Source organism: Streptomyces sp. V4I8, assembly GCF_041261225.1.
GTDB lineage: Bacteria > Actinomycetota > Actinomycetes > Streptomycetales > Streptomycetaceae > Streptomyces.
Genome location: NZ_JBGCCN010000001.1, coordinates 7,060,255 through 7,086,358, shown reverse-complemented (window position 1 = coordinate 7,086,358; position 26,104 = coordinate 7,060,255). Strand labels below are relative to the sequence as shown.

The following is a 26,104-nucleotide window of genomic DNA, read 5'->3' as shown; positions in this document are numbered from 1 at the left end:
CTCAGCTCTCCTCGGGCTTCACGTGTCCGGGGTGGTGTGCGGTGAGCGTGCGGCGGATGCCGTCGCGCCAGCTCACCGCGCACGGCCCGGTCAGGCGCCGCCGCAGCGTGGGGTCGAACTGGTAGGTCTCGCGCGTGACATCGCTCGGGACGAGCCTGGCCGGGACACCGGAGAGCTCTTCCAGGTAGCGCACGCAGTCGGTCATGCCGACCGCCTCGTCGCCGCCCCAGTTGACCAGCGTCGCCGGGGCCGCGGCCGCTTCCCACAGCCGGGGCACCTGCGCCACCAGGTCACTGGTGTACAGCGGGGAGCACCAGTTCTGGCCGGTGCGCGGCACCGGGATGGGCTCACCGGCGAGCATCCGCTCGAAGTACAGCATGGGCACTCCGCCGTAACCGCCGGGCCCGTACGCGATGTTGAGGCGGGCGATGGTGGTGGGGAGGCCGAGCACCTGGGCGAAGGCGCGGACCGCGCCCTCGGTGGCGAGCTTGCCGACCGGGTAGGCGGGCAGCCAGTCCGCGACGCCGTCCACCGGGTCGTTCTCGGTGTACTGGTGGTCGAGCGTCTGCTTCTTGTAGACCGCCCCGGTCGACACGTAGAGGAAGGCCTCGGCACGCCGGCAATGACTCATCAGCCGCCCCGTGGCGACCGCGTTGATCTCGGCCACGGCGTTGAAGTCGCCGTCGTCGCCGCGGCGCACCGCCGAGTGCAGCACATGCGTGAAGTCGTCGGGCAGGCCCCGCAGCGGGTCGCCGGAGACCTCGTCCATGTCCCATCGCCAGGTGGTGACGGACCGTTCGCGCAGCTCCCGCTCCACACCCGGTGTGCCGAACCGGCCGATGCACCAGACCTCGTTCTCCGCGGCCAGCGCCTCGGCCACCGGGCGCGCGACCTGCCCGGTACCGCCGGTGATCAGTATCTTTCGGCCCTTCACTGCTCTCCTTCGCCGTCGCCCATCGCCCGGTCCAGCTCCTGGCGCAGAACGGCCTGGAACTCGGCCACATGGCGCGGGCCCATCAGGGTGTAGTGCTCGCCCGGCACCTCGATGTACCGGTTGTCCGTCGTCGTGTACTCGTCCCATCGGCGCAGCTCGTCGGCCAGCCAGGCCTCCTTGGTGCCGCGCAGCGGGGTGGCGTAGAAGACGGTCATCGAGCGGACAGATCCGCTCGGCTCGTACGTGCGGCCCAGGTCCGTGAGGCGGTCCGCGAGCTCCGCCCAGGCTCCGAACTTGGCCAGGTCAAGGTCGAGTTCACGCAGGCGGCGCTCCGGGGCGATCTCGAGGAAGTGCGCCAGCTGCTCGGCGCGCGGCAGGCCGCGCAGCCGTGCGGGCAGTTCGAGGGACTGCTTCTTGTCGATGAGGGCGAGGAAGAAGGCCAGGTTGGCCGCCGTCTCGACGAAGTCGAGCTCTTCCATGCGGTACTTGATGTGCGGCGGCAGATTGAAGCTGCCCACGAAGTCGACCCGCTCGCCCTGGGACTCGAGGACCTTGGCGATCTCGAAGGCCACCGCGCCGCCGTAGGAGTAGCCGGCTATCGCGTACGGGCCGTGCGGCTGGCGGGCGCGGATGGCGGTGACATAGGTGTCGACCATCTCCTCGAAGGTGACGAACGGCTTCTCGCCCTCGTTGAAGCCCCGGGCGCGCAGCGCGTAGAAGGGCCGGTCGCCGGTGAAGTACTTGGCGAGGTTGACGAAGACCAGGACCTCGCCGACGCCGGGGTGGACGCAGAACAGGGGCGTCTTGGTCCCGCTCGGCTGCATCGGCACCAGAGGGTCGTACGCCTTGGGGGCGCCTGGGCGGGTGCGCTCGGCGAGTCGTGCGGCGAGGGTGCGGACGGTGGGGGCGGTCAGCAGGTCGATGACCTGGAGCCCGGGTGCGTCGAGCCGCTGGGCCACCTTGCTGCGCAGGCGGAGGATGTCGAGTGAGGTGCCGCCCAGGTCGAAGAAGTTGGCGGTGGCGCTGACCGAGCCCGGTGCCATGCCGAACAGTTCGGCGTAGATCCCGGCGAGCACCCGCTCGGTGGCGCCCTCGGGCTCCGTGTGCCCGCCGAGCACGCGCTCGACCAGCTCGGTCACCGAGCGCACCGTGGCGTCGTACCCACCGGATTCGAGGCGCCGCCGCATCAACGCCCGCTGGATCTTGCCCAGGCTGGTCTTGGGGAAGGCGTCCTTGTCCAGGGGCAGGATCAGGCCCGGCCGGAAACCCCAGTGCGCCACGACAGTGCTGCGTACGGCGGTGAGCACGCGGTGCAGTGCGGCCTCGTCGCCGTCCGGGACCTCGGGGTGGAAGGCCACGACCAGCTGCTCGGTGTCGCTGTGCGCCGGGCGGGTGGGGAAGGCCGCGACGTAGGACCGGGCCACTCCGTCGAGCTGTTCGAGCGCGCTCTCCATCTCGTGGCTGAAGTAGTTGACGCCATTGACGATGACGCTGTCCTTGCTGCGTCCCACCAGGGTGAGGCGGCCCCCGGTGATCGTGCCGAGGTCACCGCTGCGGAACCAGCCGTCGGCGGTGAACGCGTCGGCGGTGGCCTGCGGGTTGTTGTGGTATCCGGTCGTGATCATGGGCCCGGACAGCTGGAGTTCGCCGACCTCGCCGTCGGGCAGCGCCCTGTCGTGTTCGTCCGCCACCCGGATGCGCAGCCCTTCGACGGGCGTGCCGACCGCGGCGAACTCCTGGTCGCGGTCCGCCTCGGGGAAGCCCAGGTTGTAGATGCTGCCGGCGCAGGTCTCGGTCATCCCGAAGGCGGGCCAGAGGAGGTCGGGGGCGAGGCCGTAGGGCGCGAAGCGGTCGAGGAAGGCACGGCCGGTGGCGCCGGGCACGGCCTCACCGCCGCTGACCAGGTGCCGCAGCGCGGACAACTCCAGGGGTTCGGCTCCGAGGTCGGCCGAAAGGAGCAGTCCCAGCAGGAAGTTGGGCGCGAAGGTCGCCGTCACCCGATGCCGGGAGAGCAGCCGCAGGAACTCGACAGGTTCACCGAGGACGGCCGACGGCTCGGCGTGGCACTGCTGGGAGCCCGTGTACAGGGGCAGCAGATGGCATTCGAGGAGGGCGGCGACATGGTCGAACGAGACCCAGTTGAGGGTGGTGTCGGCGGCGGTGAGCCGGTGGTAGCCGTTCTTGCCGGCCATCGACGCGAGCAGGTTGGCGTGGCTGAGCCGAACCGCCTTGGAGTTGCCGGTCGACCCGGACGTCAGCACGAGCACGGCGGTGTCCTCGGGGGCCGCCCGGTGCGGCGCGTCGGCCGGCTCCACCGCGTGCAGCGACTCGATGGCGGCGACCCGGAGCCCGTCCGTCGCGGGCAGTTCGGCGGCCAGGGAGGCGTCGGTGAGGACCAGTGGCTGGTCCAGCAGGGTGTTCACATGGGCGAGTTGGGCGGCCCAGCGGGTCGGGTCGCCGCGCTGAGGGGAGACCGGGCACGGCACGAACCCGCCGAGCACACAGGCCCAGAAGGCGGTGAGGAAATGCCGTGGCCGTTCCAGGATCAGGACCACTTTGTCGCGCGGGGCCAGGCCGTGGGCGCGCAGGGCGGAGTGGAGGAGGCGGGCTTCCCGGAGGAGCTCGGGATAGCTCTGGAACTCGTGCGGGGCGTCGGCACCGCCGAGGCAGTAGGTGAGCCCGGATTCCGCGTTGTTCTGCGCGGCTCGGGTGAGCAGGGCCGTGATGTTCGATATCGGGGAGTTGTTCGACAGTGATTTCTTCAAGGAATGCTCCGGAATATAATCCTGAACGAAAACACATGGGAACTGTAGGCGCCAGAATTCTTCCGGGACGCGGGAAAGGCCTGTTGCGGCCACCTCTTGCAGGTTGCTGACACACCACCCCCGATGTGCTCCTGCAACGGTAATGGCGACCCGGCCTCAAATTGGTTTGAGATTCAAATAAACAGACGAGTGTCCCGTGTGCCGTGCGCCACAGGAAGGGCGGGGGCGCGATTTGACAGAGAGCTGCCAGCGAGGCGGCGCCGACCAGCTCGGCAGATATGAATTGTGCAGGTTTATGACAGAGTAGACCGTCCAGTTTGTCAGCATTCGCTCCTTAAGCGCTGTTCCTTCACGGGAATAGGCCAGAGCCTGCTCCGACCCGCGATCCGGGGGGATTTGTTTGACTGAAACTGATCGCCCGAACTATCGTGAACACTGATTCGTCGGCTGGCTGCCCGTCGCGGTTCACGGGTTTTTCGGGAATGCGTCGAACACGTTGACAAGAAAACTTGTCAATTGTGCGGTTCTGTTTGACGCCGGGGCAGAGCGTGCGAATGAAAGATGCCTGGACAGACGGGGGTGACGTCAGTGACAGGTGACCATGTGCCGACTGCGGCCGTGGTCGACGGGGAGAGCGGAGACGGCGCGGAGCCAGTGGTGCTGCCGTCGGGGGAATCGACAGCGGACGGCGACCACGCCGCACATCTGGAGGAGGCACTCCTCCAGGCCCATGCGCTGATCGACTCCACCGTCGACCTTTACCACCGCCGCTCCGTCGGCCCTGCCGCCCTGTCGCGCACCAATGGAGTCCCGGTCGGCGAATCCCTGGAACACCACATCGGCCGGGCCCGGCACACCGTGAGCATCACCCTGTCCCGCGCCGACGAATGGGCGGAGGCCGCGCGGAATCTGGTGCCCCGCATACCGGCCCATGTCACGGTGCGGGCGCTGTGCACCGTCGAGGCCGCGGACCTCCTGCCGGCGCCGCCCACCCCGCCCGACGACGTACGCCTCGAAGTGCGGGTCACGGCCCGTCCGCTGTCCGACACCCTCGTCGTCGACGGCACCTCCGCTCTGGTGCGCGCGACCGAGCAGATGGGCGGCCACACCGCCGTGGTGAACGACGTGGCCGCGGTGCGCGCCCTGGAAATCCTCTTCGCCGGCGCCTGGTCGCGGGGCCGCAGGCTCGCGGAGCACGTGCTGATGCGTCAGCGGCTCGACACCGAACTCGCCCGGGAGATCCTGCTGCGGCTGAGCGAGGGCAAGACCGACGAGGCCGCGGCCCGCGAGCTCGATGTCTCCCTGCGTACCTACCGGCGGTATGTCGCCAGGTTCCTCCGTGAGTTCGACGTGGACTCCCGCTTTCAGGCGGGTGTACGAGCGGCGGAGCTGGGGTTGATCTCCCCGACCTCGGCGCGCGACGGCGGTGAGAGGGACCGCCGTGGTGAGTAGGCCGCGCGACGGCGAGCCGGAGCGGGCAGCGCGGCAGCGCATGCCGGGGCGGCCGGAGGACGATCTGGAGCAGGCGCTGCTCAAAGTGCGGACGCTGATCGAGTCGACGGTGGCGCTGCACCGCGACCGCAGTGTCGAGGAGCAGTTGATCACCGAGATCGAGGGCGGCTACGGCGTGGTGCTCGACACCGCGCGCCGCCTCATCGGCCAGGCCTCCCGCACGATCGACATCGTCCACGCCCGGGTCGCCGGCACGGACGGGCCCGCAGGCGTGGAACAGGAGATGATCCACGGGGCCGCCGAGTCGGTCTCGGTGCGGCTGCTGACCGTACCCGTGTTCCTGGACGCCTCGCCCGACCCCGAACAGTTCGTCAGGGAGCGGCCGATGGCGATCCGGGTGGCTCCGGTTCCGCCGCTGCAGGCGCTGCTCGTCGACGGCGACTGCGCCCTGGTGGTGGCCGCGTCCCCGACCGGTCCGCGCGCCTCACTGATCCGGGCGCCCGAGTTCCTGCACACCCTGTACTCCCTCTACGAGACGGTCTGGGGCCAAGCGGTGCCCGCGCATGAACGGATCGTCTTCGCGAGCCCCGAGCGCGCCCAACTGGCCCGGCAGGTACTGGACGCGCTGCGGGCCGGGGTCACCGACGAGGTGGCCGCCCGCGATCTCACCGTCTCGGTGCGCACCTACCGCCGCTATGTGGCCGAGATCATGGCGCTGCTCGGCGCCAACTCCCGCTTCCAGGCGGGGGTTCGGGCCGCCGAACTGGGCCTGCTGCCCCCGCCCTCCCCCGGAACCGACAGCTGATCGCCTTCCCGGAATTCCGCTGGCAACTTCCTGAAAGTTTTGTTGCCGCGTGCAATGGCAGGCATTTGGATGAGCGTGTGGAAGGCACTCGAGTCCGTTACTGATGTCTTCCCCGCGGCATGCTTCCCCCGGCGTGCCGCCACTGCGCGGGGGTCCGCAGCCAACAGCCGGTCCGGGCCCCCGCGTGCTCTGGTGAACACACCTGCGGAAGACGGAAATCATGAATCAGCTACCCATCGGCCTGGTGTTTCCCGGACAGGGGACACAGAAGGCGGGAATGGGTGAGGCCTGGCGGGACACCCCGTCATGGAAACTCACCGAGTCCATTTCCGAAGCCTCGGGAGAAGACCTCCCCGAACTGCTCCTGCGCACCCCCGCCGAGCAGTTGCTCCGCACCGACCTGGCCCAGCTCACGGTGTTCGCCGTGGGCGTCGTCGCCCACGCCGAGGTGATGCGCCGTGGGGGGCCGGACGGCACGGTCGTCGCCTGCGCGGGCCACAGCCTGGGCGAGTACACGGCCCTGGTCGCGGCCGGCGCGCTCACCGTCGATGCGGCGGCCCGGCTCGTCGCCGCGCGCGGCCGGGCCATGCGCGACGCCACACGGCTGCGCGAGGGCACCATGGGCGTCCTGGTCGCGGCCTCACTGCCGAACGTGACGGAGCTGGTGTGCGAACTGCGTGACGCAGGCGCGGAGTTGTGGGTCGCCAATGTCAACGCGCCGGGCCAGACCGTGGTCTCCGGCTCCGCCGAAGGCATCGAGCTGGCCGCCGAGCGGGCACCGTCGATCGGCGCCAAGGCGATCCGGCTCAAGGTGGCGGGCGCCTTCCACAGCCCCTACATGGCGCCCGCGGCCGACGCCCTGCGCCTCGCCCTGAAGGACACCGCCTTCGCCCCGGCGCATCTGCCCGTGGTGGCCAACGTCGACGCCCGGCCCTACGACGGCGACTGCGACTGGCCGGATCTGGCCGCCCGCCAGCTCACCTCGCCGGTCCTGTGGGAGCAGTCGGTGCGCGCCCTCACCGAAGGGCTCGGCTGCCGCCGCCTGGTCGAGCTCGGGCCCGGCCGCACCCTGGCCGGAATGATCCGCCGGATCGCCCCCGACGTCGAGGTGACGTCGGTGGACGGCCCCGAAGCCCTGCCGACCGACTGACCGACTGACGAGGGGGTTGAGAATGACGCTGGCCGAGAAGACCGACGAACTCGCGCGCATCCGGGAAGACGTACTCGCCGGTGTGGAGCGGGCCACCGAGGCGCAGCACGCCAAGGGCAAACTGACCGCGCGGGAACGCCTCGCGCTCCTCTTCGACGAGGGCTCGTTCACCGAGGTGGAACAGCTGCGCCGGCACCGGGCCACCGGGTTCGGCCTGGAGGCGAAGCGGCCGTACACCGACGGCGTGGTGACCGGCTGGGGCACGGTGGAGGGCCGTACGGTCTTCGCCTTCGCCCATGACTTCCGGATCTTCGGCGGGGCGCTCGGCGAGGCCCACGCCACCAAGATCCACAAGATCATGGATCTCGCGCTGTCGGCGGGAGCCCCGCTGGTCTCGCTGAACGATGGTGCGGGGGCGCGTATCCAGGAGGGTGTGAGCGCGCTGGCCGGCTACGGCGGGATCTTCCAGCGCAACACGAAGGCGTCGGGCGTCATCCCGCAGATCAGCGTGATGCTCGGCCCGTGCGCGGGCGGGGCCGCCTACAGCCCCGCACTGACCGACTTCGTCTTCATGGTCCGCGAGACCTCGCAGATGTTCATCACCGGGCCCGACGTGGTCAAGGCGGTGACCGGCGAGGAGATCACGCAGAACGGCCTCGGCGGCGCCGATGTGCACGCGGGGACCTCGGGAGTGGCGCACTTCGCGTACGACGACGAGGAGACCTGCATCGCCGAGGTCCGCTATCTCCTGTCGATGCTCCCGGCCAACAACCGTGAGCTGCCGCCGGCCGCGCCGGTCGAGGACCCTGTCGACCGGCGCTGCGAGCGGCTGTCCGAGCTGGTGCCGGTCGACGGCAACCGGCCCTACGACATGCGTGAGGTCATCGCCGAACTCGTCGACGACGGTGAGCACATGGAGGTCCACGAGCGCTGGGCGGGTAGCGTCCTGACCACTCTCGCCCGGCTCGGCGGCCAGGTCGTCGGCATCGTCGCCAACCAGCCCCAGTCCCTGGCCGGGGTCCTCGACATCCACTCCTCCGAGAAGGCGGCGCGCTTCGTGCAGATGTGCGACTCCTTCAACATCCCGTTGGTGACCCTGGTGGACGTACCCGGCTTCCTGCCCGGTGTGGACCAGGAGCACGGCGGCATCATCCGGCACGGTGCCAAGCTGCTCTACGCGTACTGCAACGCCACCGTCCCGCGCGTCCAGGTCATCCTGCGCAAGGCCTACGGCGGCGCCTACATCGTCATGGACTCGCGTTCCATCGGCTGTGACGTGTCGCTCGCCTGGCCCGCCAACGAGATCGCCGTGATGGGCGCCGAGGGCGCCGCCAATGTCGTGTTCCGGCGCGAGATCGCCGCCGCCGACGACCCGGACGCGACGCGCGAGCAGCTGGTCAAGGAGTACAAGGCCGAGCTGATGCATCCGTACTACGCCGCCGAGCGCGGCCTCGTCGACGATGTCATCGACCCGGCCGACACCCGCTCGGCGCTGATCAGGGCCCTGTCGATGCTGCGCGCCAAGCACGCGCCGCTGCCGTCGCGCAAGCACGGCAACCCCCCGGCATGAGCGGCGCGGACATGCTGGAGCCACCGCTCGAAGGGCCGCTCGGGCCCACCCTGCTGAAGGTCATCCGGGGCGCCCCCACGGCCGAGGAGCTGGCCGTCGTCACGCTCCTGCTCACCACCCTCGCGGCGGCCGGCGAAGAGCCGGAGCCCCGCTCCCGGCCGGCCGCCGCGGCCTGGGACCGCCCGGTCGGCTGCTCGCCCGTCTCCTGGCCGGCCCTCCGCTGAGCCCCTTCCGCCGGGCCCCTCGCACAGGCCCCTTCCGCTGAGCCCCGTCACAGGCCGACGAGCAGCGAGGCCGCGCACTCCTGCGCGAGTTGCTCCGCATGCGCGGGCAGTCGCTCGCCCGCGCGCAGCGGCCGCCGTACGACAGTCAGCGGCAGGTCGATGACGGCCAGGGCGACACGCTCGGCCGCCGTCGGGTCCTGGGCGCCCAGCGCTTCGCACAGCCGGGCGACCGCGCCCCGCACCCGGCGGCGGTTCGCCGCGGCCCGCCGTGCGTCGTCGGCGGGCCAGTCGTGCTGTCCGAACGCGTCCGGGCCGTGCAGGAGGACGGCCGCCTCATGGGGGTGGGCGCGGCTCCAGGCGACGACGTGGTGTGCGGCGCCGCGCGCGGCACGGTGCGGATCGGGGTCCTCGAGCGCGGCGAGCCAGCCCTGCTGAAAGCCCTCGACGGTGCGCACCCACAACGCGCCGAGCAGCGCCGAGCGGGACGGGAAGCGGTGATAGACCGATCCGCTCGGCGCGCCCAGCTCCTTCGCGACAGCGGCCATGGTGACGCCCTGCGGGCCCGCCGTCGCGGCCAGCCGGAGCGCCGTGTCCAGCAGCTGGTTCCTGTCGTACTGAGATGGCCTCGCCATGTATTGGAGAGTACCCTCCAATACAAATAGAGACTGCTCTCTGAAACGAGGTTCCTGGTGGCTGTGCTCAATGTTCACGAGCGTGTGTTCCCGGCGAAGCCCGAGGCTGTGGGGGCGCTGCTGGACTCCCTCGCCGGCCCCGACGACCAGGTGTGGCCCGGCGAGCGGTGGCCGCCGCTGCGCCTGGACCGCGGACTGGCCGTCGGCTCGCACGGAGGGCACGGACCGGTCCGCTACACGGTCGCCGCGTATGTGCCCGGGCAGTGGGTCCGCTTCGCCTTCAGCGCGCCGCGGGGCTTTCACGGGTTCCACGAGTTCACTGTCCATCCGACCCCTGACGGCCGGGCCGCATTGCGCCACACCCTGTCCATGCGCGCACGCGGAGCGGCCCGGCTGGCCTGGCCCATGATGTTCCGCTGGACGCACGACGCCCTGATCGAGGACGGACTCGACCGCGTCGAGCACGCCCTGACCGGTTCGGTCGCGCAGCCCGCGCGCTGGGGCGCCCCGGTGCGATTTCTGCGGCTGGTCCGCAGGGTTGCGGCCGGCTCGCGTCAGAAACCTGCCAGTGTCGCTGAATGACAGCGATTTCAGTCGTTTCCCGACGACACCTTGTGCCCCGGGCCGTTGCCTGCTCTCACGCGCGGACGTAGCTTGATCGAGGCGCCGGAATCCGGGGGACAGCGTCGTCCGCTGGTCATCGGCGTCCATGCCATGTCATGTACGGGGGTACGTGCTGAGGGGTCCGCGCGCCGATGACTACGGCCGCCGTCCCCGGAACGCTGCCGCCCCTGTCGTGATGGACAAGAGCGGGGGACAGAACATGACGGGTCACGGGCCTCACCCGGACCGTAGTGCCACACCCATCGGAAACGATCTGGAACACGCGTTGCTGCGCATGCGGGTTCTGGTGGAAGAAGCGGTGTCCAAGGCGCGGGACACCAGTAGCCTGGCCGGCGGCGCGCTCGCCGTACTGCCGGACCCCAGCGACGAGCGGATCCGCACCAGCGCGGAGCGGTTGATCTCCACCGCGCGCAGGTCGGTGTCGCTCGCGCTTCCCTACCGCGCCCCCACGTCCGGTTGCGCCGGCGTGCAGAGCCTCACCACGCTGATGGACCGGCTGCGGCAGATCAACGCGGCCGGTGTCACCGTCCGCATACTCGGCGGCCCGGGGATCCTCGACGACCCCCACGTCCGGCGCCACCTGGATCAGTGCGGCCCCGACACCGGCCTGCACCTGCGCATATCCGGCCAGCGCCACCAGGGGGTGGTCATCGTGGACGAGAGCATCGCCCTGCTCAACGCCGAGTTCGGCAGAGCCGGACGCCAGTCCCTGACCGTGCGGGTCCCGGCCGTGCTGCGGGCCCTCGACACCCTGTACACGGGCGCCTGGTCCAAGGCCACCCCGGCCGCCTACTACCGGAGGATCTTCGTACGCAGCCGCAACGAGATGACCCGGCGGGTGCTGGAGTCCCTGTTCTCCGGCAGCACCGATGAGGCCGCGGCGCAGGCTCTGGGCCTGTCCGTGCGCACCTACCGGCGTCATGTCGCGGGGCTGATGCAGGAGCTCGGCGCCGGCTCCCGCTTCCAGGCGGGCGCACGGGCCGTCGAACTGGGTCTCCTGGAGCCCCAGTTGGCGGCCGGATAGCCGCCCTGTGCGCAGGTCGCCCCCGGCAGCGAGAGCTGCCGGGGGCGACCTGCTCTCACCTGAGAGCCGAGGCAACGGCGCGCTCACCACGCCCCTTTGGCGCGTACGAAGGGCAGGGGGGCGTGGGCGCGTGGGCGCGCGGGGGCCAGGGTCGCCCGCATCACGCTCCACGCGTCGGCGACGACCTGCTCGTAGGGCGGGCGCGGACAGCGGGTGACCGCGTCCTCGGTCACCGCCCACAGCGCCGCCGTAGCGGCGGTCGACCACACCTCCACGGGCGGGGTGAGCGACGTCGGTACGACGGTCAGGCGCCGGGCCAGCGCGGCGGCCTGGGCGCGCCTGGCGTCGCGCGTCGCCCGGCCGGCCGGGCGCGCGAAGACCGCCGACGACAGCGGGTTCCGGTACACCTGGTGGATCCAGGCGGCGACCCTCAGCCGCTCATACCCGAGGCGGCCGGTGGCCGGGGCCCGGACGGTACGGTCGACCGCCCGGTCCAGGGCCTTGAAGTAGTGGGCCACGTCGTGGTCCGTCAGACCGGTGCGGTGGCCCGCCGTCGGCGGCGGTTTCGCGGCCATGACCTCGACCTTCCACTGGTGCGGGCTGTTGCGCAGCGTCGGATGGGTGGATCAGCGCACCGTCGCGTACACCGCGACGGCCGCGCTCATGAGGCCGAGCGCGATGCACAGCGGCGAGTACAGCACCGCGTTGAGCCGCTGGAACTCGCCGGTGGCGTTCGCCCCCATCAGATAACCGCCGAGGCCACGTCCGAGCAGCACCACCGCGAGACCGTAACTGCCCGCGACGCACAGCCAGTCGGGTCCGATCGTGGGGATGGACTCGTTGCTCATGAGGCTGACGGCGCCGCCGCCGAGCAGGACCACACCCACCAGGGCGGAGAGCGGCGCCGGCGGCATGGTGCCGCTCGCGTTGCCGAGAACCGCCTTGGTGAAGGCCACCTCGTCCTTCAGCGGCCACGGCGAGAACGCCCAGATGAAATGGAATACGCCGACCACCGTCAGGCCTGCTGTCAGGACTACCGTGACCAGGGTGGGGATCATGACCGCCTCTTCTCTCGGTTCGTACGGGGGGAGGCGGGCGCGGAGCTGTGCGCGCCCGCCGAACACGATCGGCCGAAGGCCGGCTAGACGACGATGCCGCCGTCGATCTGTACGACGGTCCCCGTGATGTAGGCGGCTCGGTCGGACGCCAGGAAGCCTACGAGGTCGGCCACTTCGTCGGCCGTGCCGACCCGGCCCAGCGGCACCCGCTCGACCATCTTGCGCAGATGGTCGGCGTCCAGACCGGAGACCATGTCCGTCTCGATGAATCCGGGAGCGACCGCGTTCGCGCGGATGCCGTACGGGCCCACCTCCTTCGCGACGGACTTGGTGAATCCGATGATCCCGGCCTTGGTGGCCGCGTAGTTGGACTGGGTCGGGGTGCCGTGGACGCCCGCGACCGAGGAGACCGTGATGATGCTGCCGGAGCGGCGCTTCAGCATCTCGAAGACGACCGCCCGGCAGGCGTTGTACGTGCCGCTGAGGTTGACGTCGAGGGTCTCCTGCCACTGCTCGTCCTTCATCAGGAGCAGCGGGTTGTCCCGCACGATCCCGGCCGAGGTGACCAGCACGTCGATGGGCCCCAGCTCCTCGCCGACCCGCTTGACCAGGCCGCGCATCGAGTCGGCGGACGCGACGTCGGCGCGGACCGCCAGGATCCTGGTGCCGTACTGTGCGGCCTCCTTGCGGACCAGCTCGGCGGCCTCGGCCTGCGACGAGTAGCAGAACGCCACGTCGTGGCCGTCCTGGGCGAGGCGAAGGACACAGGCGCGGCCGATGCCCCGCGAACCTCCGGTGACGAGGGCCACCTTCGCGGCCGGCTTGCTCTCATGCTGCTCAGGCACGGGTCAACTCTCCTTGTTCCGTACGGGCGGGTGCGCCCTCGTCGTCGGGGGCGGCCAGCTCGCCGCCCGGGCGCATGGTGATGACGATCGAGCCGACGGTCAGCAGTGGTTCGCCGTCGAGCAGGCTCTCTCCCTCGAAGATCAGCGTGGTGCCGACGCTGCGGACATGGCGGACCCGGTGCTCGACCAGGCTCCCCGGCAGGGCCTCGCCGTGCACCTCGATGCCGCTGATCGAGCCGAAGAGCATGACCAGACCGGCCCGTTCCTCGGCGCTGACCCGCTCCCACGTGGCGAGCACCCCGGCCGACTGGCACCAGGACTCGACCAGCAGGGAGACCGGATAGGCGTGATCGGCGTCGTCGGCGCCGTCCGGCACGTCGGCGTACCAGGGCTCGTTGCAGGTGATCGCCTTGACGGCGGTGAGGGAGACGCCCGGGTCGATCTCGGTGACCCGGTCGACGAGCAGCATCGGGTAGCGGTGCGGCAGCGTCTCCTTGATGCGGCTTGCGGTGATCATGCTGCTCCCCCGGTGGCCTCGGAGCCGGACGCGTCCAGCTCGTACCCGAGGCGGATCTGCGCGGTCTTGCCGCGGGCCGTGGACAGGGCCGCGTACGCCTTCCAGGCACCGGACTTGAGCTTCCAGTCCAGCTCGACGGTCAGGTCGTCGCCGGGGAAGACGGGGCTGAGGAAGCGCACCGACTCCACGGCGGTGAGCACGGGGCGGCCGGCGGCGGGCGGGTTGGCCCGGGCGGCGTGATGGACGCACTCGACCAGGCAGACCCCCGGGAAGATCGGGAAGTCCGGGTAGTGGCCGCGGAACACCTGCTCGTCGGCGGCCACGGTGATCCGGGCGGTCGCGCCCTCCGGGCGGGTTTCCGGGATCTGTACGGTGCGGTTGAGCGGGGTGGCGAAGCCCACAGTCATGGGACGTACAACTCCTTTCGTCTGAGGGGGAGTTCAGTGCGGCTGGGGCGCCACATGGGTGACCGAGACATTGCCCTGGGCGGCGACGCCGACGATCAGCTGCGGCCCGGCGCCGGGCTCGCGCAGGGCCTCGGTGACGTGGAGCACCGGGGTCAGGCACCCGACGCCGGCCGGGTACCGGGTCACCGCGGTGCCGAGTCCGGCCGCGACGGCCGCGGTGACGGCGTCGTCCGCACCCACGAGGCGTACGGGAGGCAGCGGCCCGGACAGGCCGAGCCCGTCGAGGGCGGCGCCGAGCAGCCGGGCGGCCGTCCCGACGCCGTCCGGGGCCGCGGCGACCGGCGGCGGCAGCAGGAAGCTGCGCACCCGGACCCGGCCGTGCGCCCGGCCGCCGCGCGCCGCGACCGCCGCGGCCGGCTCCACGATCAGGGCCACCGCCCCGTCCTCGCTGCCCTCGCTGCCCGGTTCCGACCAGTCGAGGGGGGACTCGGCGGCACCGGCCAACAGCCAGCGCGCCCGCCCGGCGAGCAGCGCCCTGCTGCCGTGCTCGAGGGCCTCCAGGCCCGCGACCCGGGGGCTGTGCACGCCGAGGCTGTAGCCCTTCAGGGCGTGCTCCATGGCCACCCGGCTGCCGACCAGGTTGACCGAGAAGTACGGCACCGACGCGGGGCTCAGCAGGGTCGAGTCGCCCTCGATCACGGTGCGGTCGAACTCGCCGTACAGCCGCGACATCCCGTTGTTGGTGCCGACGGTGACCGCGCGGTGGTGCTCGGGCACGTCCGCCAGGTCGGCGCCGGTGTCGGCGAGCGCCCGGGTGGTCGCGGCGAGAAGGTACTGGCTGGCCTGCGGCAGGTACTTGTAGCCGCGGCCCAGTTGGGCGCGGTGGTCGAACCAGGCGCCGGTCCGCTCGCCCGCCGGGTCGAGGACCTCGGGGGTGACGACACCGATGCCGGAGATCACCGGGTCCACGGCGGCGGTGGTCGGGGCGGTCATCGCGGCTCACCTCGCAGCAGAAGGGACATGTTGTTGCCGCCGAAGGCATAGGAGTTGACCATCGCGGTGCGGCCGACCGGGATCCGGTCGACCGGCACCCGCACGCGGCACTCGGGGTCGGGATCCGCCACCGGCAGGTTCGGCGCCATCACCTGGTGGTGCAGGAAGAGCGCGGCCGCCACGACGGCGAGCCCGCCCGAGGCGCCACCGGTGTGCCCGAGCAGCGCCTTGAGGCTGTACAGCGGGATCTCGGCCGTGCGCTCGCCGAACACGCCGTACATCGCCTGGGTTTCGATGAGGTCGTTGAGCTTGGTCCCGGTGGCGTGCGGGACCACGAAGTCGACGTCGTCGGGGGTGTGGCCGGCCTCGGCGAGGGCGTCCCGCATGGCCCGGACGATCTGGCCGCCCTCCGGGTCGAGCCCGGTCGCGTGGTACGCCTCGCAGCTCCACCCGGAGCCGGTCAGGGTGGCGTAGACACGGGCGCCACGGGCCCGCGCCCGGTCCGCCCGCTCCAGGACGACCGCGCCCGCGCCCTCACCGAGGACGGTGCCGCCGCGGGTGGCGTCGAAGGGGCGGCAGCTGACCGGGTCGAGCGCGCCCACCTGGTTGAAGGCGGCGTGCGCGACCCGGGAGTACGTCTCGAAGCCCCCGGCGATCACGGTGTCCGCCTCGCCCGCACGGATCATGTCGACGCCGGTGGCCATCGAATAGCCGCTGCCCGAGCAGGCGTTGCTGAACGTGCCGGCCGCGCCGTGCGTGCCGAGCTCCCGGGCGACGACGGACGCGGTGGCGAACACCGGGGTCCAGCGGCCGTCCTCGGGGAAGGACTTGGTGCCGCGCCACTGCTCGATGACATAGGCGTCGGCGATGGAGGAGCCGAACAGCACAGCGGTGCGCGCGGGGTCGCCCCCGGGCAGCCCGGCGTCGGCGACCGCCTCCCTGGCCACTGTGAGGGCGGCCCGGGTGGCACGGCCGATTTCGAGGCCGTCCACGCTCGTGGGGCCGTCGGGCAGCGCGCCCTCGGGCAGGAAGTGGAAGGCCGGGATGGGCACGTGGGCCAGGGGGTCGGGGGCGACGGACGGAGTGGGCCGGACGGGGTCGAGCAGTCCCTGCCAGAACCGGTCCACGCCCGCGCCGAGACGGCACAGCGCCCCCAGGCCGGTGATGACGACTTCGGTCACCTGATGTCTCCCGCTTTCAGTTCGTGGTCGTGGCGGCGTACGCCGGGTCGGTGACGGTGCGTCAGAGGTAGAAGACCCGGTCGTACTCGGGCCAGCGGGCGGCGAGTTCGCCCGGTGCGGCACTGCGTACGCCGTCGATCAGCCGGTGCCGGCCGATGCCGAGGGCGGCGAGTGCGTCCTCCTCCACCCAGATGCCGGCGCCCGCGTCGCGCAGGCGCCGCAGGTCCTCCCGGGGCGCGTCCAGGGTCGTGAGCAGGTGTCCGCCGATCCGGATCGGCGCCGCGGCCTCGGCCGCCAGCGCATAGCCGACCGCCTCGCCGCGCAGCAGGACGTCGAGTCCCAGCTGACGGTGGATCTCGATACCGAGGTAGAGGGCGTCGAAGTACGAGACCTCGACCGCACCCCGGTAGGCACGCTCCACGATGGCCAGTGAGGTCATCTCACGCCACCCCCATGAACAGCGTCCGGGTGGCGGAAAGGACGTGGCCGCCGAACGTGTGCGGCGCCCGCATCCGGACCTCGGAGATGTGCCCGGTGGCGCCGCGGTGCTCGCTGCAGGCGCGGCAGCCGAACCAGAAGAGCCGGCCGGGGAAGGCGTCGAGGAGCTCGCGGATCAGGGTCACCGTGGTCGGGTACTCGGCGTACCGGTCGAGGAGGTTGGCCGGCTTGTGCTCGCCCAGGGCCTCCTGGCTCAGCATGGCGCTGTAGCCGCAGGCCCACACCTGGACGCTGGCGCCGCGTTCCAGCAGCGCCTGGAGCAGCCGGAACACCGAGGTGGTGAGCTCGCCGCTGTGCGGCGGGCCCATCACCACGAGCAGCACATCGGTGTGCGGGGTGCGGGCCATCAGTGCCACACCACCTTGGTGTCGGCGGCGAGCAGCTCTCCGGCCACCTCGCCCATCCCGACCAGCTGCGCTTCGGGCACCAACGCGTCGGTGTCCAGGCCGCGTTGGGCGACCGAGAACTCGTCGACCCACAGCTCGGCGCCGGCTCGCAGCGCCTGGTCGAGCTCGGCCAGGGCGCCGGGCAGCGCGGCGGTGACGCCCTCCTGGACGAGCACCACCCGCACCGGGTGTCCGGCCCGGGCCAGTGCCGTCGCGTCGGTGAGGAAGCGGGCGCAACCGGGGCCGGACTCCCGTCCGTTCGACTCGATCAGTACGAAGCCGGGCATGCTCGTCACTCGCCGCGCAGGGCCGTGAGGACGTGCTCGTCGAAGTTGACGAGGGACCAGTCCTTACGGTTCTCGAAGACCGCGTAGCCGTGCACGATGGTGCCGGTGGCGGTGGGCACGAGCTTGCCGTCCCGGATGACGTAGCAGTCCATCCGCGAGGTGTAGGTCACGTCCTTGAAGACCTCCTCGACGGTGAAGACGATGTGCAGCTCCTCCTCCATCAGCGCCTCGTCCAGGAAGCGGATCTTGGAGTGCGGGACGACGGGGATCCACTTGCGCTCGTCCAGAAGGGCCTTGATGGAGATGCCCCGGTGCGCGACGAGGCGGTCCTTGGCCTCCTCCATCAGGCGCAGGTAGCCGGACATCTGCAGGCGCTCGTTGTTGTGGCAGTACGGGTAGGCGATCCGCCACCGCCAGGCGATGGCGTTGCTGCCCTCGGTGAGCTCCTTGAGCAGCGGGTCGGTGTTGTGCGTGGCGGTCAGGCCCAGGTCGGCGCCGGGGACGAGCTCGGCGTCGCGGACCGGCTCGGCGGTGGCGATCTTCTCGACGGCGAACCGCTTCAGCTCCGCCGGCACCGCGTAGGCGGGGTCGACGTACTGCTCGCGGCGCAGCGCCACCTTGACCTTGGCGGTCACGTCCTTGTTCTGGCCGTCCTTGGTCAGCACGACCCGGAAGGCGAGCGTGTCACCGTCACCGACCGGCTCGACCCGGGCGGTGGCCGTCTCGTCCAGGTGGAAGGCGTTGAGGATGCGGGTGTCGAGGTCGGTGATCTCCAGGCCGAGGCCGTAGTCCTCGAACAGCGTCCGCGAGGGCAGGCCGTGCGCGCGGAAGTGCCCCAGGACGGCTTCCTCCACGAGGTAGTTGACGTGCTTGAAGCCGATCCAGGTGTTGATGTTGTTGCCCTCGTAGCGGGGGCGCACCGTCATCTCGGTGGGCTGGGTGATGAGGGCGTTCACCACTGCGTCCAGGGCGTATTCCTTGTTCGTGGCAGACATCGGCTGTTCCTCTTCGGGAGTCGTCGGAAGTCGCCCGCGGGCTTCGATCATGCCCGGGCTGCCCTGAAAGCTAGGACGAACTGCCCCTCTGTCCCGCGGTCTTGACAGGTTCCTGCGCCCGTGCATGCCGTCGGGCCGCGGAACGTTACAGCTTGCTGCCGATCTGCTGCTGGGCCCGCTGCGGCCTGCCTAGTCTCGGCCGGGCCCGAGGTCCCCAGCAGATTGGAAATGGTGCACGGTGACTGAGATCGCCATAACGGGCCTTGGCGCCGTCAGCCGGCTCGGCTACGGGGCCGAGGCGTTCTGGTCCGGGGTTCTCGCCCGCGACACGGCACCTCCGGACCGGGTGCCCGATCCGGACGCCCGGGTCCCGCTGCCCCTCTACTACTTGGTGCCACCGGACTCGGTGCCGTCGGATTCGGTGCCGTCGGATTCGGTGCCGTCGGATTCGGTGCCGTCGGATTCGTCGGCGGCCGACCCCGGTCTCGGCCCGGCCACGCGCTACACCCTCAGCGCGGGCCTGGAGGCGGCCGCGGACGCCCGGCTCGGCGAAGTGGCGCCGGACCGGGTGGCCGTGGTGACGGGGTCCAGCGTCGGCGACGCGCGCCAGGTCGAGCTGGTCCGGGCCGGGCAGGCGGCGCCCGCCTCGCTGCCCGCCGCGTCGCCGCCGTTCGAGCAGGCCTCGGCCCTCGCCGCGCGGCTCGACGCGGGTGCGGGCGCCCTGAATCTGAGCAACGCCTGTGCCGGCAGCGGCTACGCGATCGCGCTGGGCGCGGAGATGATCCGGGACGGCGAGGCGAACGTGGTGGTGGCGGCCGGCGCGGAGGCCTATTCCCGGGTGACCGTGGCCGCGTTCAACCGGATGGGAGCGCTCGGCTCCGAGCGGCCCCGGCCATTCGCCCGCGACCGGAACGGAGTGATGCTCGGCGAGGGCGCCGGCGCGGTCGTACTGGAGACGGTCGAGCACGCCCGGGCGCGCGGGGCGCGGATCTACGCGCGGCTCGCCGGGTCCGGGTGGAGCTGCGACGCCGCCCACCTCACCGCACCGGACCCGGCGGGCACGCAGGCCGCCCGGGCCATGCGGGCGGCGCTGGCCGAGGCCGGCGCCGATCCCGCGGACGTCACGCTGATCGTGCCGCACGCCACCGGAACCAAGCTCAACGACTCCACCGAAGCCGCCGCCATGACCGGGGTGTTCGGACCGCGGCTCGGCGACATCCCCCTGCACAACCTCAAGGCGATCGTCGGCCATCTGGCGGGCGGCGCCGGGGTGCTGGGCACGGTCCTCGCCGCCCTGTGCCTGCACCACCGCACCGTCCCCGGCAATCCGCCGGTCTCCGAGCTCGATCCGCAGTGCGCCGTGCACCTGCCCGCGGCGCCCACCGCGCTGGACTCCGGGGTGGTGCTGGTGAACGCGTACGCCTTCGGCGGCAACAACATCTCCCTCGCGCTGACCGGAGCACCGTCATGACCGCAGGCCCTCTCGCTCCCGCCGACCTCGTCGTCACCGCCGTCGGTTCGGCCCTGCCGCCGGACCACCCGGCCGACCCGGCGTCCCCGTGGTTCGACCACCGCGCCGAGCTGGGCCGCGGCTACCGTCATCTGCCGCCGTCCTGCCAGTACCTGCTCGCCGCCGTCAAGCGCGCCCTGGCGCGGGACGGCATTCGGGACGCGCTGCTCGCGCTGCCCGAGGAGGAGCGGGCGGTCGCGGTCGGCACCAACCACGGGGTGGCCGGTGTGCACGCCGAGGTCGACCGCGCCACCGTGTCCGGCGAGGCGCACCTGATCTCGCCCGCGGGGGTGCCGTACTTCTCGCCCAACCTGGTCGCGAGCCGCGTCGCCATGGAGCACGGGCTCAAGGGGTTCAGCCTGGCCGTGCACAGCCCGCGCTCGGCGGGGCTCGAAGCGCTCCAGGCGGGGCTGCGCGCGCTGCGCTCCGGGCGGGCCCGCTGGCTGCTCGCGGGCGTCGCCGAGGCCCCGGTCCCGGAGGCGGACAAGGCGGCCGTGAACAGCTCCGGGCGGATGGAGGACGGTGCGCTCGCGCTGGTCGTCGAGGACGCGGCCGCGGTCCGGGCCCGGGGCGGCCGGGCACTGGGCCGGGTCCAGGTGCGCTCGGTCTCGCTGTCTCCGTACGCCGCCGACTCCGTGGCGGGGGCCGACCGGGCCCGGGCCGCATTGGACGCGGCCTTCGCCGGACTCGGGGTCGCGGGACCCGCGGGCCGGCGAACGCGCCTGATCGGCGACGGCTCCGCGGTCGCCCGAGCCGTCGCCGAGGTGCTCACCGACCCCATGCCGGCCGGTACGGGCTGCCTGCTCGCCGTCCAGGAGGTCGCGGACGCCCTGGCCGGCTCCGACGGCGAGCGCCTCGTCGTGACCGCGACCGGCGCGGGCGCCGTCACCGTCGCCCGGGTCGTGCCGGAACCCGCCTGACCCGTACTCCCCTGCTCACCCCCTATGGAAGGAACCCGATATGACAACGGCCACGCTCGACAAGGACGAGCTGCGCGAACTGGTCGCGGACGCCCTGGACGTCGATGTCGAGGAACTCACCGACGACGCCCACTACGTCGAGACGCTCGGCGTCGACTCCCTGATGGGCCTGGAGATCCTCGTCCAGCTGGAGAAGCGCTTCGGCGTGAAGATCTCCGAGGAGGAGTTCGGCCAGATCACCAACTTCGGCCAGACCTACAACCTCCTCGCCGGAAAGATCACCGGATGACCCGCCGCCACGTTCCGAAAGGTCGGTCCACCCATGTCTGAGAGGACGTCATCCGCCGTGGGAACCACCAAGACCGGCACGGCGGCGGGCGGGACGCCGGCCGCCAAGGGGCGCGGCTGGACCCTCGCCATCGTCTCGGCCGCCACCTTCATGCTGTTGCTCGACCTCACCGTCGTCAACGTCGCCCTGCCCGACCTGCGGACCACGTTCGAGGCCGACTTCACCGAGTTGCAGTGGGTGCTCGACGCGTACGCCCTGACGCTCGCGGTGTTCCTGCTCACCAGCGGCTCGTTCGCCGACAAGCTGGGCCGCAAGCGGGTGTTCAACGTCGGCTTCGTCGTGTTCACCCTCGCCTCCCTCGCCTGCGGTCTCGCGCAGGACATCGTCGTGCTGAACCTGGCGCGCGGCGTCCAGGGCGTGGGAGCCGCCGTGCTCTTCGCCGTGGGTCCCGCCCTGCTCAGCAACGAGTTCCAGGGCAAGGACCGCGGCAAGGCGTTCGGCGTCTTCGGTGCCGTGGGCGGACTCGCCATCGCGTTCGGGCCGCTGATCGGCGGCGGGCTCACCGAGTACCTGAGCTGGCGGTGGATCTTCCTGCTCAACGTGCCGATCGGCGTCCTGGCCATCCTGATCGGCGTCCTGCGCATCCGCGAGTCCAAGGGCGCCACGAACCACCGGGTGGACTGGGCGGGCCTGGTGGTCTTCTCCGGCGCGCTCGGCCTGCTGGTGACCGGGTTCCTGCGCGGCCACGCGGAGGGCTGGACCAGCGCGCCCATCCTCGGCATGTTCGGCGGCGCCGCCGTACTGCTGCTGGTCTTCTACTTCGTCGAGCGGCGTCTCGGCGAGGCGGCCATGCTGGACCTCTCGCTCTTCCGCATCCCGACCTTCAACGGGGTCTCCACGTCGGCGCTGGTGTGGAACTCGGCCGTCCTCGGCTCGATCTTCCTGGAGATCTCCTATCTGCAGAACGCTCTGGGCCTCACCGCCTGGGAGACCGGTCTGCGGTTCCTGCCGATGACCCTGACCATCTTCGTGGCGGGCGCGCTCACCGGCCCCCTGACCACGATGGTCTCGCCGAAGCTGCTGGCCACCGCGTGTGGTGCGCTGATGGCCACCGGGATCGCCCTGATGACGCTGGTCGACAAGGACAGCAGCTGGACCGCGCTGCTGCCCAGCATGGTGGTGCAGGGCATCGGCATGGGCATCTACACCCCGATGCGCGCGGCCTACTCGGTCGGTGTGGCGGCGCCGGAGAAGGCCGGCATGGCCTCCGGCATCGGCGAGACCTTCCAGCAGGTCGGCATCGCCGTCGGTATCGCCGCCTTCGGCGCGCTCTTCCAGAGCCGGGTCACGCACGCCCTGGAGGAGTCGGCGCTCGCGGGCCAACTGGGCGGCCGTACCGATGAGTTCGGCGAGGCCGTGGCCTCGGGTGCCGGACAGGAGGCGGTGGCCGCGCTGCCGGGGGAGACCGCCGCGCAGGCGACGGACGCCGTGCGTGCCGCCTTCGTCGGCGGATTCGAGGACACCATGATCGTCTGCTCCGTCGTGGTCGCCTTCGGGACGCTCATCGCGCTGCTGTTCGTCCGGACCAAGGACCTGCACGAGAGCGCGCGCGGCGACGGTACGACGGTCGGACCTGACGACGAGCACGCCGCCGGGCCGGAGCCGGTGCCCTCGGCTCACTGATCCCGGACGGGGCCCCTCGGGCCCACCCACCGACACGAACGGGCCCGTCGGCCCCCCACGGGCCAGTCGGCCCCCACGGGCCCGTTCGCACTCTCTTCCCGCGCCCGGCAGCCCGGTGCGTGCCGGAAAGCACTGGTAAGAACCGGAAGGACTGGAAAGGAACAGCAATGCCCACCATCACCACGCGCCGCGCCACCGGGGCGCCCGTGCAACGGGCCTGGGAAGCGCTCGCGTACCGCGCCACCCTCCCCTCGTACATCCCTGAGATCGCGTCGGTCGACGTGCTGTGGCAGGACGCGGACCGGCAGGGCAGCCGCTGGCGCGTACGGCTCGGCGAGGCCCTCCTCGGCTGGCAGGAGGAGGCCGTCGTCGACCACGCGGCACACCGGATCGACTTCGCCCAGACGCACGGCGACCTCGCCGCCCTGTCCGGCCACTGGCTGGTCCGGGCCGAGGGCGCCGGATCCGTGCTGGAGCTGCGGCTCGACTTCGAGGCGGGCATCCCGCTCCTCGACACCATGGTCCACCCCATCGCCGAGGGGGCGCTGCGGGAGTTCACCGAGGCGGCGCTCGACCGGATCGCGGAGCGGGTCGCGGTGTCGGCCGCGATCGCGCGATGACCACCGCCCCCGCCACCCGACCCCCGAGGAGTACCCGATGAAGATCCTGCTGACCGGTTCCGGCGGCGTTGTCGGCAGCGAAGTCGCCGAACAGCTGGCGGCGCTGGGCGACCGGGCCGAGGTGACCTCGGTGACCCGCAGGCCCGCCCGGCCCGGCGAGCGAGGCTGGGTGCTCGGCACTGAGCCGGCCCCCGCCGAGCTGCGCGGGCACTGGGACGTGATCATCCACAGCGCCGCATCCACCCGCTGGACCATGAGCCGGGACGAGGCCGTCGCGGCCAATGTGCGGACCACGGAGGCGGTGCTCGACCTCGTCGACGCCGACACGCACCTGGTGCACATCTCGACGGCGTACGTCGAGGGCCAGGACCCGGCGACCCAGGGCTCCGCGGCCGGGTTCGGCCGCTTCCGCAACACCTACGAGTGGTCCAAGGCCGAATCCGAGGAACTGGTCCGGGCCAAGCACCCGGGCGCGCTGACCATCGTGCGGCCCCCGCTGGTCTTCGGCCGCCGCGCCGACGGGGCGATCGCCCGCCTCACCGGTCCGTACGCCATGGTCCAGACGCTGGTCTCCGGGCTGGCGCCGGCGCTGGTGGGCAACCCCGCCGGGTTCATCGAGCTGGCACCGGTGGACCAGGTGGCCGAGGTGATCGTGGCCGCCGCCCTGGGGATGCCGCCGAGCGCTCCGGTGGTGGAGACCATCGCCGCCGGGCCGGCGGGCTGCCTGCGGGTGACCGACCTGGCGGAGGGCATCTGCGGCGCGGTCAACGCGTGGCGGGCGGAGCGGGGCATCGCCCCGGTACCGGTGGCGCCGGTGATCCCCTCCGAGACCTGGCGCCGCTTCCATCTGCCGCTGACCGCACGGCACTTCTCCACCGTTCAGAAGCGCGCCCTGGAACTGCTCTCCGCGTTCGAGGGCTATGCCTGCATGCCCACTCCGTTCCACCCCACCCAGACGGTCGTGGACCCGGCGGATGTGCTGGCCCGGTCGGTCCGCTGGTGGGCCGACGCCAAGTCCCGGCACGCCCGGCGGGCCCCCGAGCCATGGACCCTCATCGCGGCCTGACCGCACCCAACCACCCTGGAAGGAACCCGATATGACAACGGCCACGCTCGACAAGGACGAACTGCGCGAACTCGTCGCGGACGCCCTGGACGTCGATGTCGAGGAACTCACCGACGACGCCCACTACGTCGAGACGCTCGGCGTCGACTCCCTGATGGGCCTGGAGATCCTCGTCCAGCTGGAGAAGCGCTTCGGCGTGAAGATCTCCGAGGAGGAGTTCGGCCAGATCACCAACTTCGGCCAGACCTACAACCTCCTCGCCGGAAAGATCACCGGATGACCCGTTACCCGGAGAGCCGGTCGGTGCGTGCCCCGTTCACGGAGGTACGCACCGACACCACCGGCTCCGACGGCGTGGCGGTCAGCCTGCCGCTCGATCCCGGCGAGTTCGTCTTCCACGGCCACTACCGGGGTTTCCCGATCTTCGCCGGCGTCTTCCTCGTCGAGACCGCGCACCTGGCGGCCCTGGCACACCCGCCGGCCGACGCCCCCCGGCTGCGCCTGGCGCGCCTCGAGTCGGCCCGCTTCCTGCACCCCTCGTATCCCGGCGACACCCTGGTGTTCACGCTGCGCTGGACGCACGACGCCCGGGGCTGGGTGTGCCGTGCGACGGCGGCGACCGAAGAGCACCAGGTGGCCCGGATCCGGCTGCGGTACGAGACCGCGGACACGGCGGTGCGGCTGCTCGCCGGAGCGGACGAACCGCCCGGTGACACGGCCGACCTGGGACCGCTGTCGCTGCCCGAGGTGATGGCCCGGATCCCGCACCGCGACCAGATGCTGCTGATCGACCGGGTCGACGAGTTCCGCCCGGGCGAGCGGGTCGCCGCGGTCAAGGCGGTGACCTGGTCGGAGCCGTGCTACCGCCGGCTCGCCGACGAGGCCGACCAACCGGCCGCGTACGGCTATCCGATCGGGCTCCTGATGGAGTCCTTCAACCAGGCCGCCGCCGTGCTGGCCACCGCCGAGCGGGCCAACACCGATGTGCTGGCCGAAGAGGTCCTGATGCTCGGCGGCTACACCGACCTCGGCTTCGGCGCCCCGGTGCTCCCCGGCGACCTGCTGGAGCACTCGGTGCGGCTCGCCCGCACCGTCGACGGCGTCCAGATCTTCGAGGGCAGCACCCGCGTACGCGGCGAGGTGGTCCTGACCGTAGGCGCCGCCGTGCTCGCGCGCCGCCCGGCAGGCGCGCTGCGCGCCTGACCGAAATCCCTCTGGCAACTTCCTGCAGATTCCTCTTTCCCACTCCGGGATTCGACCGAGAATTGCATGACAGGACGCCGATGAGGCCCCTTCGCAAGAATTCCCGAGAATTACCGAACCCATTGCCCAAGGAGGGCTTTACATGTCCGGCACCCAGCTGGCCGAGCGTACCGACGCCATCAAGGAGATTGTCTGCGACATTCTGGAGATCGAGGAGGACGAGGTCACGCAGACCAGCCTCTTCAAGGAGGACCACAAGGCGGATTCGCTGCGCGCCATTGAAATCCTCGCCGCCCTGGAGAAGAAGTTCAACGTGGTCATCGACCAGGCCGAACTGCCGCGGATGGTGAACATCGAAGGCGTCTACCAGGTGGTCGCCGAGGCCGCCGGCTGGTAATCGCATCCGGCGCCCGTTCGCGGGCGCCCCAGCAAGTCGGCGTCATTCCAAAACAATCGGGTCAACCGG

At 71.4% G+C, this 26,104-nt stretch carries 30 protein-coding genes; 16 read left to right on the top strand and 14 right to left on the bottom strand.

Annotated features, from left to right (window positions below):
- Window position 1: 1 nt before the first annotated feature.
- Window positions 2-934, bottom strand: a complete 933-nt coding sequence (locus ABIE67_RS32310; protein ID WP_370264915.1) for an NAD-dependent epimerase/dehydratase family protein — start codon at window positions 932-934, stop codon at window positions 2-4.
- Window positions 931-3,699: an alpha/beta fold hydrolase gene (locus ABIE67_RS32305; RefSeq protein ID WP_370264914.1), complete on the bottom strand. Its 2,769-nt coding sequence runs from the start codon at window positions 3,697-3,699 to the stop codon at window positions 931-933. The genes ABIE67_RS32310 and ABIE67_RS32305 overlap by 4 nt, the downstream gene beginning before the upstream one ends.
- Window positions 3,700-4,302: 603 nt before the next feature.
- Here ABIE67_RS32305 and ABIE67_RS32300 point away from each other — a divergent pair.
- From ABIE67_RS32300 to ABIE67_RS32280, 5 genes are all read left to right on the top strand, one after another.
- Window positions 4,303-5,151 carry a response regulator transcription factor gene (locus ABIE67_RS32300; protein ID WP_370264913.1) on the top strand — a complete coding sequence of 283 codons (849 nt, stop codon included), beginning with the start codon at window positions 4,303-4,305 and terminating at the stop codon, window positions 5,149-5,151.
- On the top strand, window positions 5,144-5,956 hold the full coding sequence (locus ABIE67_RS32295; RefSeq protein WP_370264912.1) for a LuxR family transcriptional regulator: 813 nt from the start codon (window positions 5,144-5,146) through the stop codon (window positions 5,954-5,956). Before ABIE67_RS32300 ends, ABIE67_RS32295 begins: the two co-directional genes overlap by 8 nt.
- A 220-nt stretch (window positions 5,957-6,176) precedes the next feature.
- Window positions 6,177-7,106 (top strand): ACP S-malonyltransferase, encoded by a 930-nt coding sequence (locus ABIE67_RS32290; protein ID WP_370264911.1) that lies wholly within the window; start codon window positions 6,177-6,179, stop codon window positions 7,104-7,106.
- 22 nt (window positions 7,107-7,128) lie between these two features.
- Complete coding sequence (locus tag ABIE67_RS32285; RefSeq protein WP_370264910.1) at window positions 7,129-8,676, top strand: acyl-CoA carboxylase subunit beta; 1,548 nt, start codon at window positions 7,129-7,131, stop codon at window positions 8,674-8,676.
- On the top strand, window positions 8,673-8,900 hold the full coding sequence (locus tag ABIE67_RS32280; RefSeq protein WP_370264909.1) for an acyl-CoA carboxylase epsilon subunit: 228 nt from the start codon (window positions 8,673-8,675) through the stop codon (window positions 8,898-8,900). The genes ABIE67_RS32285 and ABIE67_RS32280 overlap by 4 nt, the downstream gene beginning before the upstream one ends.
- A gap of 47 nt (window positions 8,901-8,947) precedes the next feature.
- On the opposite strand, the gene ABIE67_RS32275 is transcribed toward ABIE67_RS32280, so the two are convergent.
- Window positions 8,948-9,532, bottom strand: coding sequence for a TetR/AcrR family transcriptional regulator (locus ABIE67_RS32275; protein ID WP_370264908.1), 585 nt, complete (start codon window positions 9,530-9,532; stop codon window positions 8,948-8,950).
- A gap of 57 nt (window positions 9,533-9,589) precedes the next feature.
- On the opposite strand from ABIE67_RS32275, the gene ABIE67_RS32270 reads away from it, so the two are divergent.
- Complete coding sequence (locus tag ABIE67_RS32270) at window positions 9,590-10,114, top strand: SRPBCC family protein (RefSeq protein WP_370264907.1); 525 nt, start codon at window positions 9,590-9,592, stop codon at window positions 10,112-10,114.
- Window positions 10,115-10,430: 316 nt separating this feature from the next.
- Window positions 10,431-11,180 carry a hypothetical protein gene (locus tag ABIE67_RS32265; protein ID WP_370264905.1) on the top strand — a complete coding sequence of 250 codons (750 nt, stop codon included), beginning with the start codon at window positions 10,431-10,433 and terminating at the stop codon, window positions 11,178-11,180.
- Between the two features lie 83 nt (window positions 11,181-11,263).
- Here the strand turns inward: ABIE67_RS32265 and ABIE67_RS32260 are convergent, their stop codons facing one another.
- The 11 genes from ABIE67_RS32260 to ABIE67_RS32210 form a co-directional block, all read right to left on the bottom strand.
- Window positions 11,264-11,755: a hypothetical protein gene (locus ABIE67_RS32260; protein ID WP_370264904.1), complete on the bottom strand. Its 492-nt coding sequence runs from the start codon at window positions 11,753-11,755 to the stop codon at window positions 11,264-11,266.
- 51 nt (window positions 11,756-11,806) lie between these two features.
- Window positions 11,807-12,238, bottom strand: coding sequence for a DUF3995 domain-containing protein (locus tag ABIE67_RS32255; protein WP_370264903.1), 432 nt, complete (start codon window positions 12,236-12,238; stop codon window positions 11,807-11,809).
- 83 nt (window positions 12,239-12,321) lie between these two features.
- Window positions 12,322-13,083, bottom strand: coding sequence for a 3-oxoacyl-[acyl-carrier-protein] reductase (gene fabG / locus ABIE67_RS32250; RefSeq protein WP_370264902.1), 762 nt, complete (start codon window positions 13,081-13,083; stop codon window positions 12,322-12,324).
- Window positions 13,076-13,600, bottom strand: a complete 525-nt coding sequence (locus ABIE67_RS32245) for a 3-hydroxyacyl-ACP dehydratase FabZ family protein (RefSeq protein WP_370264901.1) — start codon at window positions 13,598-13,600, stop codon at window positions 13,076-13,078. The genes fabG and ABIE67_RS32245 overlap by 8 nt, the downstream gene beginning before the upstream one ends.
- Complete coding sequence (locus ABIE67_RS32240) at window positions 13,597-14,007, bottom strand: 3-hydroxyacyl-ACP dehydratase FabZ family protein (RefSeq protein ID WP_370264900.1); 411 nt, start codon at window positions 14,005-14,007, stop codon at window positions 13,597-13,599. The genes ABIE67_RS32245 and ABIE67_RS32240 overlap by 4 nt, the downstream gene beginning before the upstream one ends.
- Before the next feature lie 33 nt (window positions 14,008-14,040).
- Window positions 14,041-15,000, bottom strand: a complete 960-nt coding sequence (locus tag ABIE67_RS32235) for a beta-ketoacyl synthase N-terminal-like domain-containing protein (RefSeq protein ID WP_370264899.1) — start codon at window positions 14,998-15,000, stop codon at window positions 14,041-14,043.
- Window positions 14,997-16,181, bottom strand: a complete 1,185-nt coding sequence (locus ABIE67_RS32230; protein ID WP_370264898.1) for a beta-ketoacyl synthase — start codon at window positions 16,179-16,181, stop codon at window positions 14,997-14,999. Before ABIE67_RS32230 ends, ABIE67_RS32235 begins: the two co-directional genes overlap by 4 nt.
- A gap of 61 nt (window positions 16,182-16,242) precedes the next feature.
- Window positions 16,243-16,620 carry a hypothetical protein gene (locus ABIE67_RS32225; RefSeq protein ID WP_370264897.1) on the bottom strand — a complete coding sequence of 126 codons (378 nt, stop codon included), beginning with the start codon at window positions 16,618-16,620 and terminating at the stop codon, window positions 16,243-16,245.
- A gap of 1 nt (window position 16,621) precedes the next feature.
- Window positions 16,622-17,026, bottom strand: a complete 405-nt coding sequence (locus ABIE67_RS32220; protein ID WP_370264896.1) for a hypothetical protein — start codon at window positions 17,024-17,026, stop codon at window positions 16,622-16,624.
- Complete coding sequence (locus tag ABIE67_RS32215; protein ID WP_370264895.1) at window positions 17,026-17,352, bottom strand: DsrE family protein; 327 nt, start codon at window positions 17,350-17,352, stop codon at window positions 17,026-17,028. Before ABIE67_RS32215 ends, ABIE67_RS32220 begins: the two co-directional genes overlap by 1 nt.
- A gap of 5 nt (window positions 17,353-17,357) precedes the next feature.
- The gene (locus ABIE67_RS32210; RefSeq protein WP_370264894.1) at window positions 17,358-18,347 is read right to left on the bottom strand and encodes an acyl-CoA thioesterase; all 990 of its coding nucleotides are present in this window, start codon (window positions 18,345-18,347) and stop codon (window positions 17,358-17,360) included.
- A gap of 238 nt (window positions 18,348-18,585) precedes the next feature.
- On the opposite strand from ABIE67_RS32210, the gene ABIE67_RS32205 reads away from it, so the two are divergent.
- The 9 genes from ABIE67_RS32205 (at window position 18,586) to ABIE67_RS32165 (ending at window position 26,035) form a co-directional block, all read left to right on the top strand.
- Window positions 18,586-19,818 (top strand): beta-ketoacyl synthase, encoded by a 1,233-nt coding sequence (locus ABIE67_RS32205; protein ID WP_370264893.1) that lies wholly within the window; start codon window positions 18,586-18,588, stop codon window positions 19,816-19,818.
- Window positions 19,815-20,777: a beta-ketoacyl synthase N-terminal-like domain-containing protein gene (locus ABIE67_RS32200; RefSeq protein ID WP_370264892.1), complete on the top strand. Its 963-nt coding sequence runs from the start codon at window positions 19,815-19,817 to the stop codon at window positions 20,775-20,777. The genes ABIE67_RS32205 and ABIE67_RS32200 overlap by 4 nt, the downstream gene beginning before the upstream one ends.
- Window positions 20,778-20,817: 40 nt before the next feature.
- Window positions 20,818-21,066 carry an acyl carrier protein gene (locus ABIE67_RS32195; RefSeq protein ID WP_370264888.1) on the top strand — a complete coding sequence of 83 codons (249 nt, stop codon included), beginning with the start codon at window positions 20,818-20,820 and terminating at the stop codon, window positions 21,064-21,066.
- A gap of 57 nt (window positions 21,067-21,123) precedes the next feature.
- Window positions 21,124-22,749, top strand: coding sequence for a DHA2 family efflux MFS transporter permease subunit (locus ABIE67_RS32190; protein WP_370264891.1), 1,626 nt, complete (start codon window positions 21,124-21,126; stop codon window positions 22,747-22,749).
- Between the two features lie 167 nt (window positions 22,750-22,916).
- Window positions 22,917-23,369 (top strand): type II toxin-antitoxin system RatA family toxin, encoded by a 453-nt coding sequence (locus ABIE67_RS32185; RefSeq protein ID WP_370264890.1) that lies wholly within the window; start codon window positions 22,917-22,919, stop codon window positions 23,367-23,369.
- Between the two features lie 37 nt (window positions 23,370-23,406).
- The gene (locus ABIE67_RS32180; protein ID WP_370264889.1) at window positions 23,407-24,435 is read left to right on the top strand and encodes an SDR family oxidoreductase; all 1,029 of its coding nucleotides are present in this window, start codon (window positions 23,407-23,409) and stop codon (window positions 24,433-24,435) included.
- A gap of 31 nt (window positions 24,436-24,466) precedes the next feature.
- The gene (locus ABIE67_RS32175; protein ID WP_370264888.1) at window positions 24,467-24,715 is read left to right on the top strand and encodes an acyl carrier protein; all 249 of its coding nucleotides are present in this window, start codon (window positions 24,467-24,469) and stop codon (window positions 24,713-24,715) included.
- Window positions 24,712-25,638: a hypothetical protein gene (locus tag ABIE67_RS32170; protein WP_370264887.1), complete on the top strand. Its 927-nt coding sequence runs from the start codon at window positions 24,712-24,714 to the stop codon at window positions 25,636-25,638. The genes ABIE67_RS32175 and ABIE67_RS32170 overlap by 4 nt, the downstream gene beginning before the upstream one ends.
- 142 nt (window positions 25,639-25,780) lie before the next feature.
- On the top strand, window positions 25,781-26,035 hold the full coding sequence (locus ABIE67_RS32165; protein ID WP_370264886.1) for an acyl carrier protein: 255 nt from the start codon (window positions 25,781-25,783) through the stop codon (window positions 26,033-26,035).
- Window positions 26,036-26,104 lie beyond the last annotated feature (69 nt).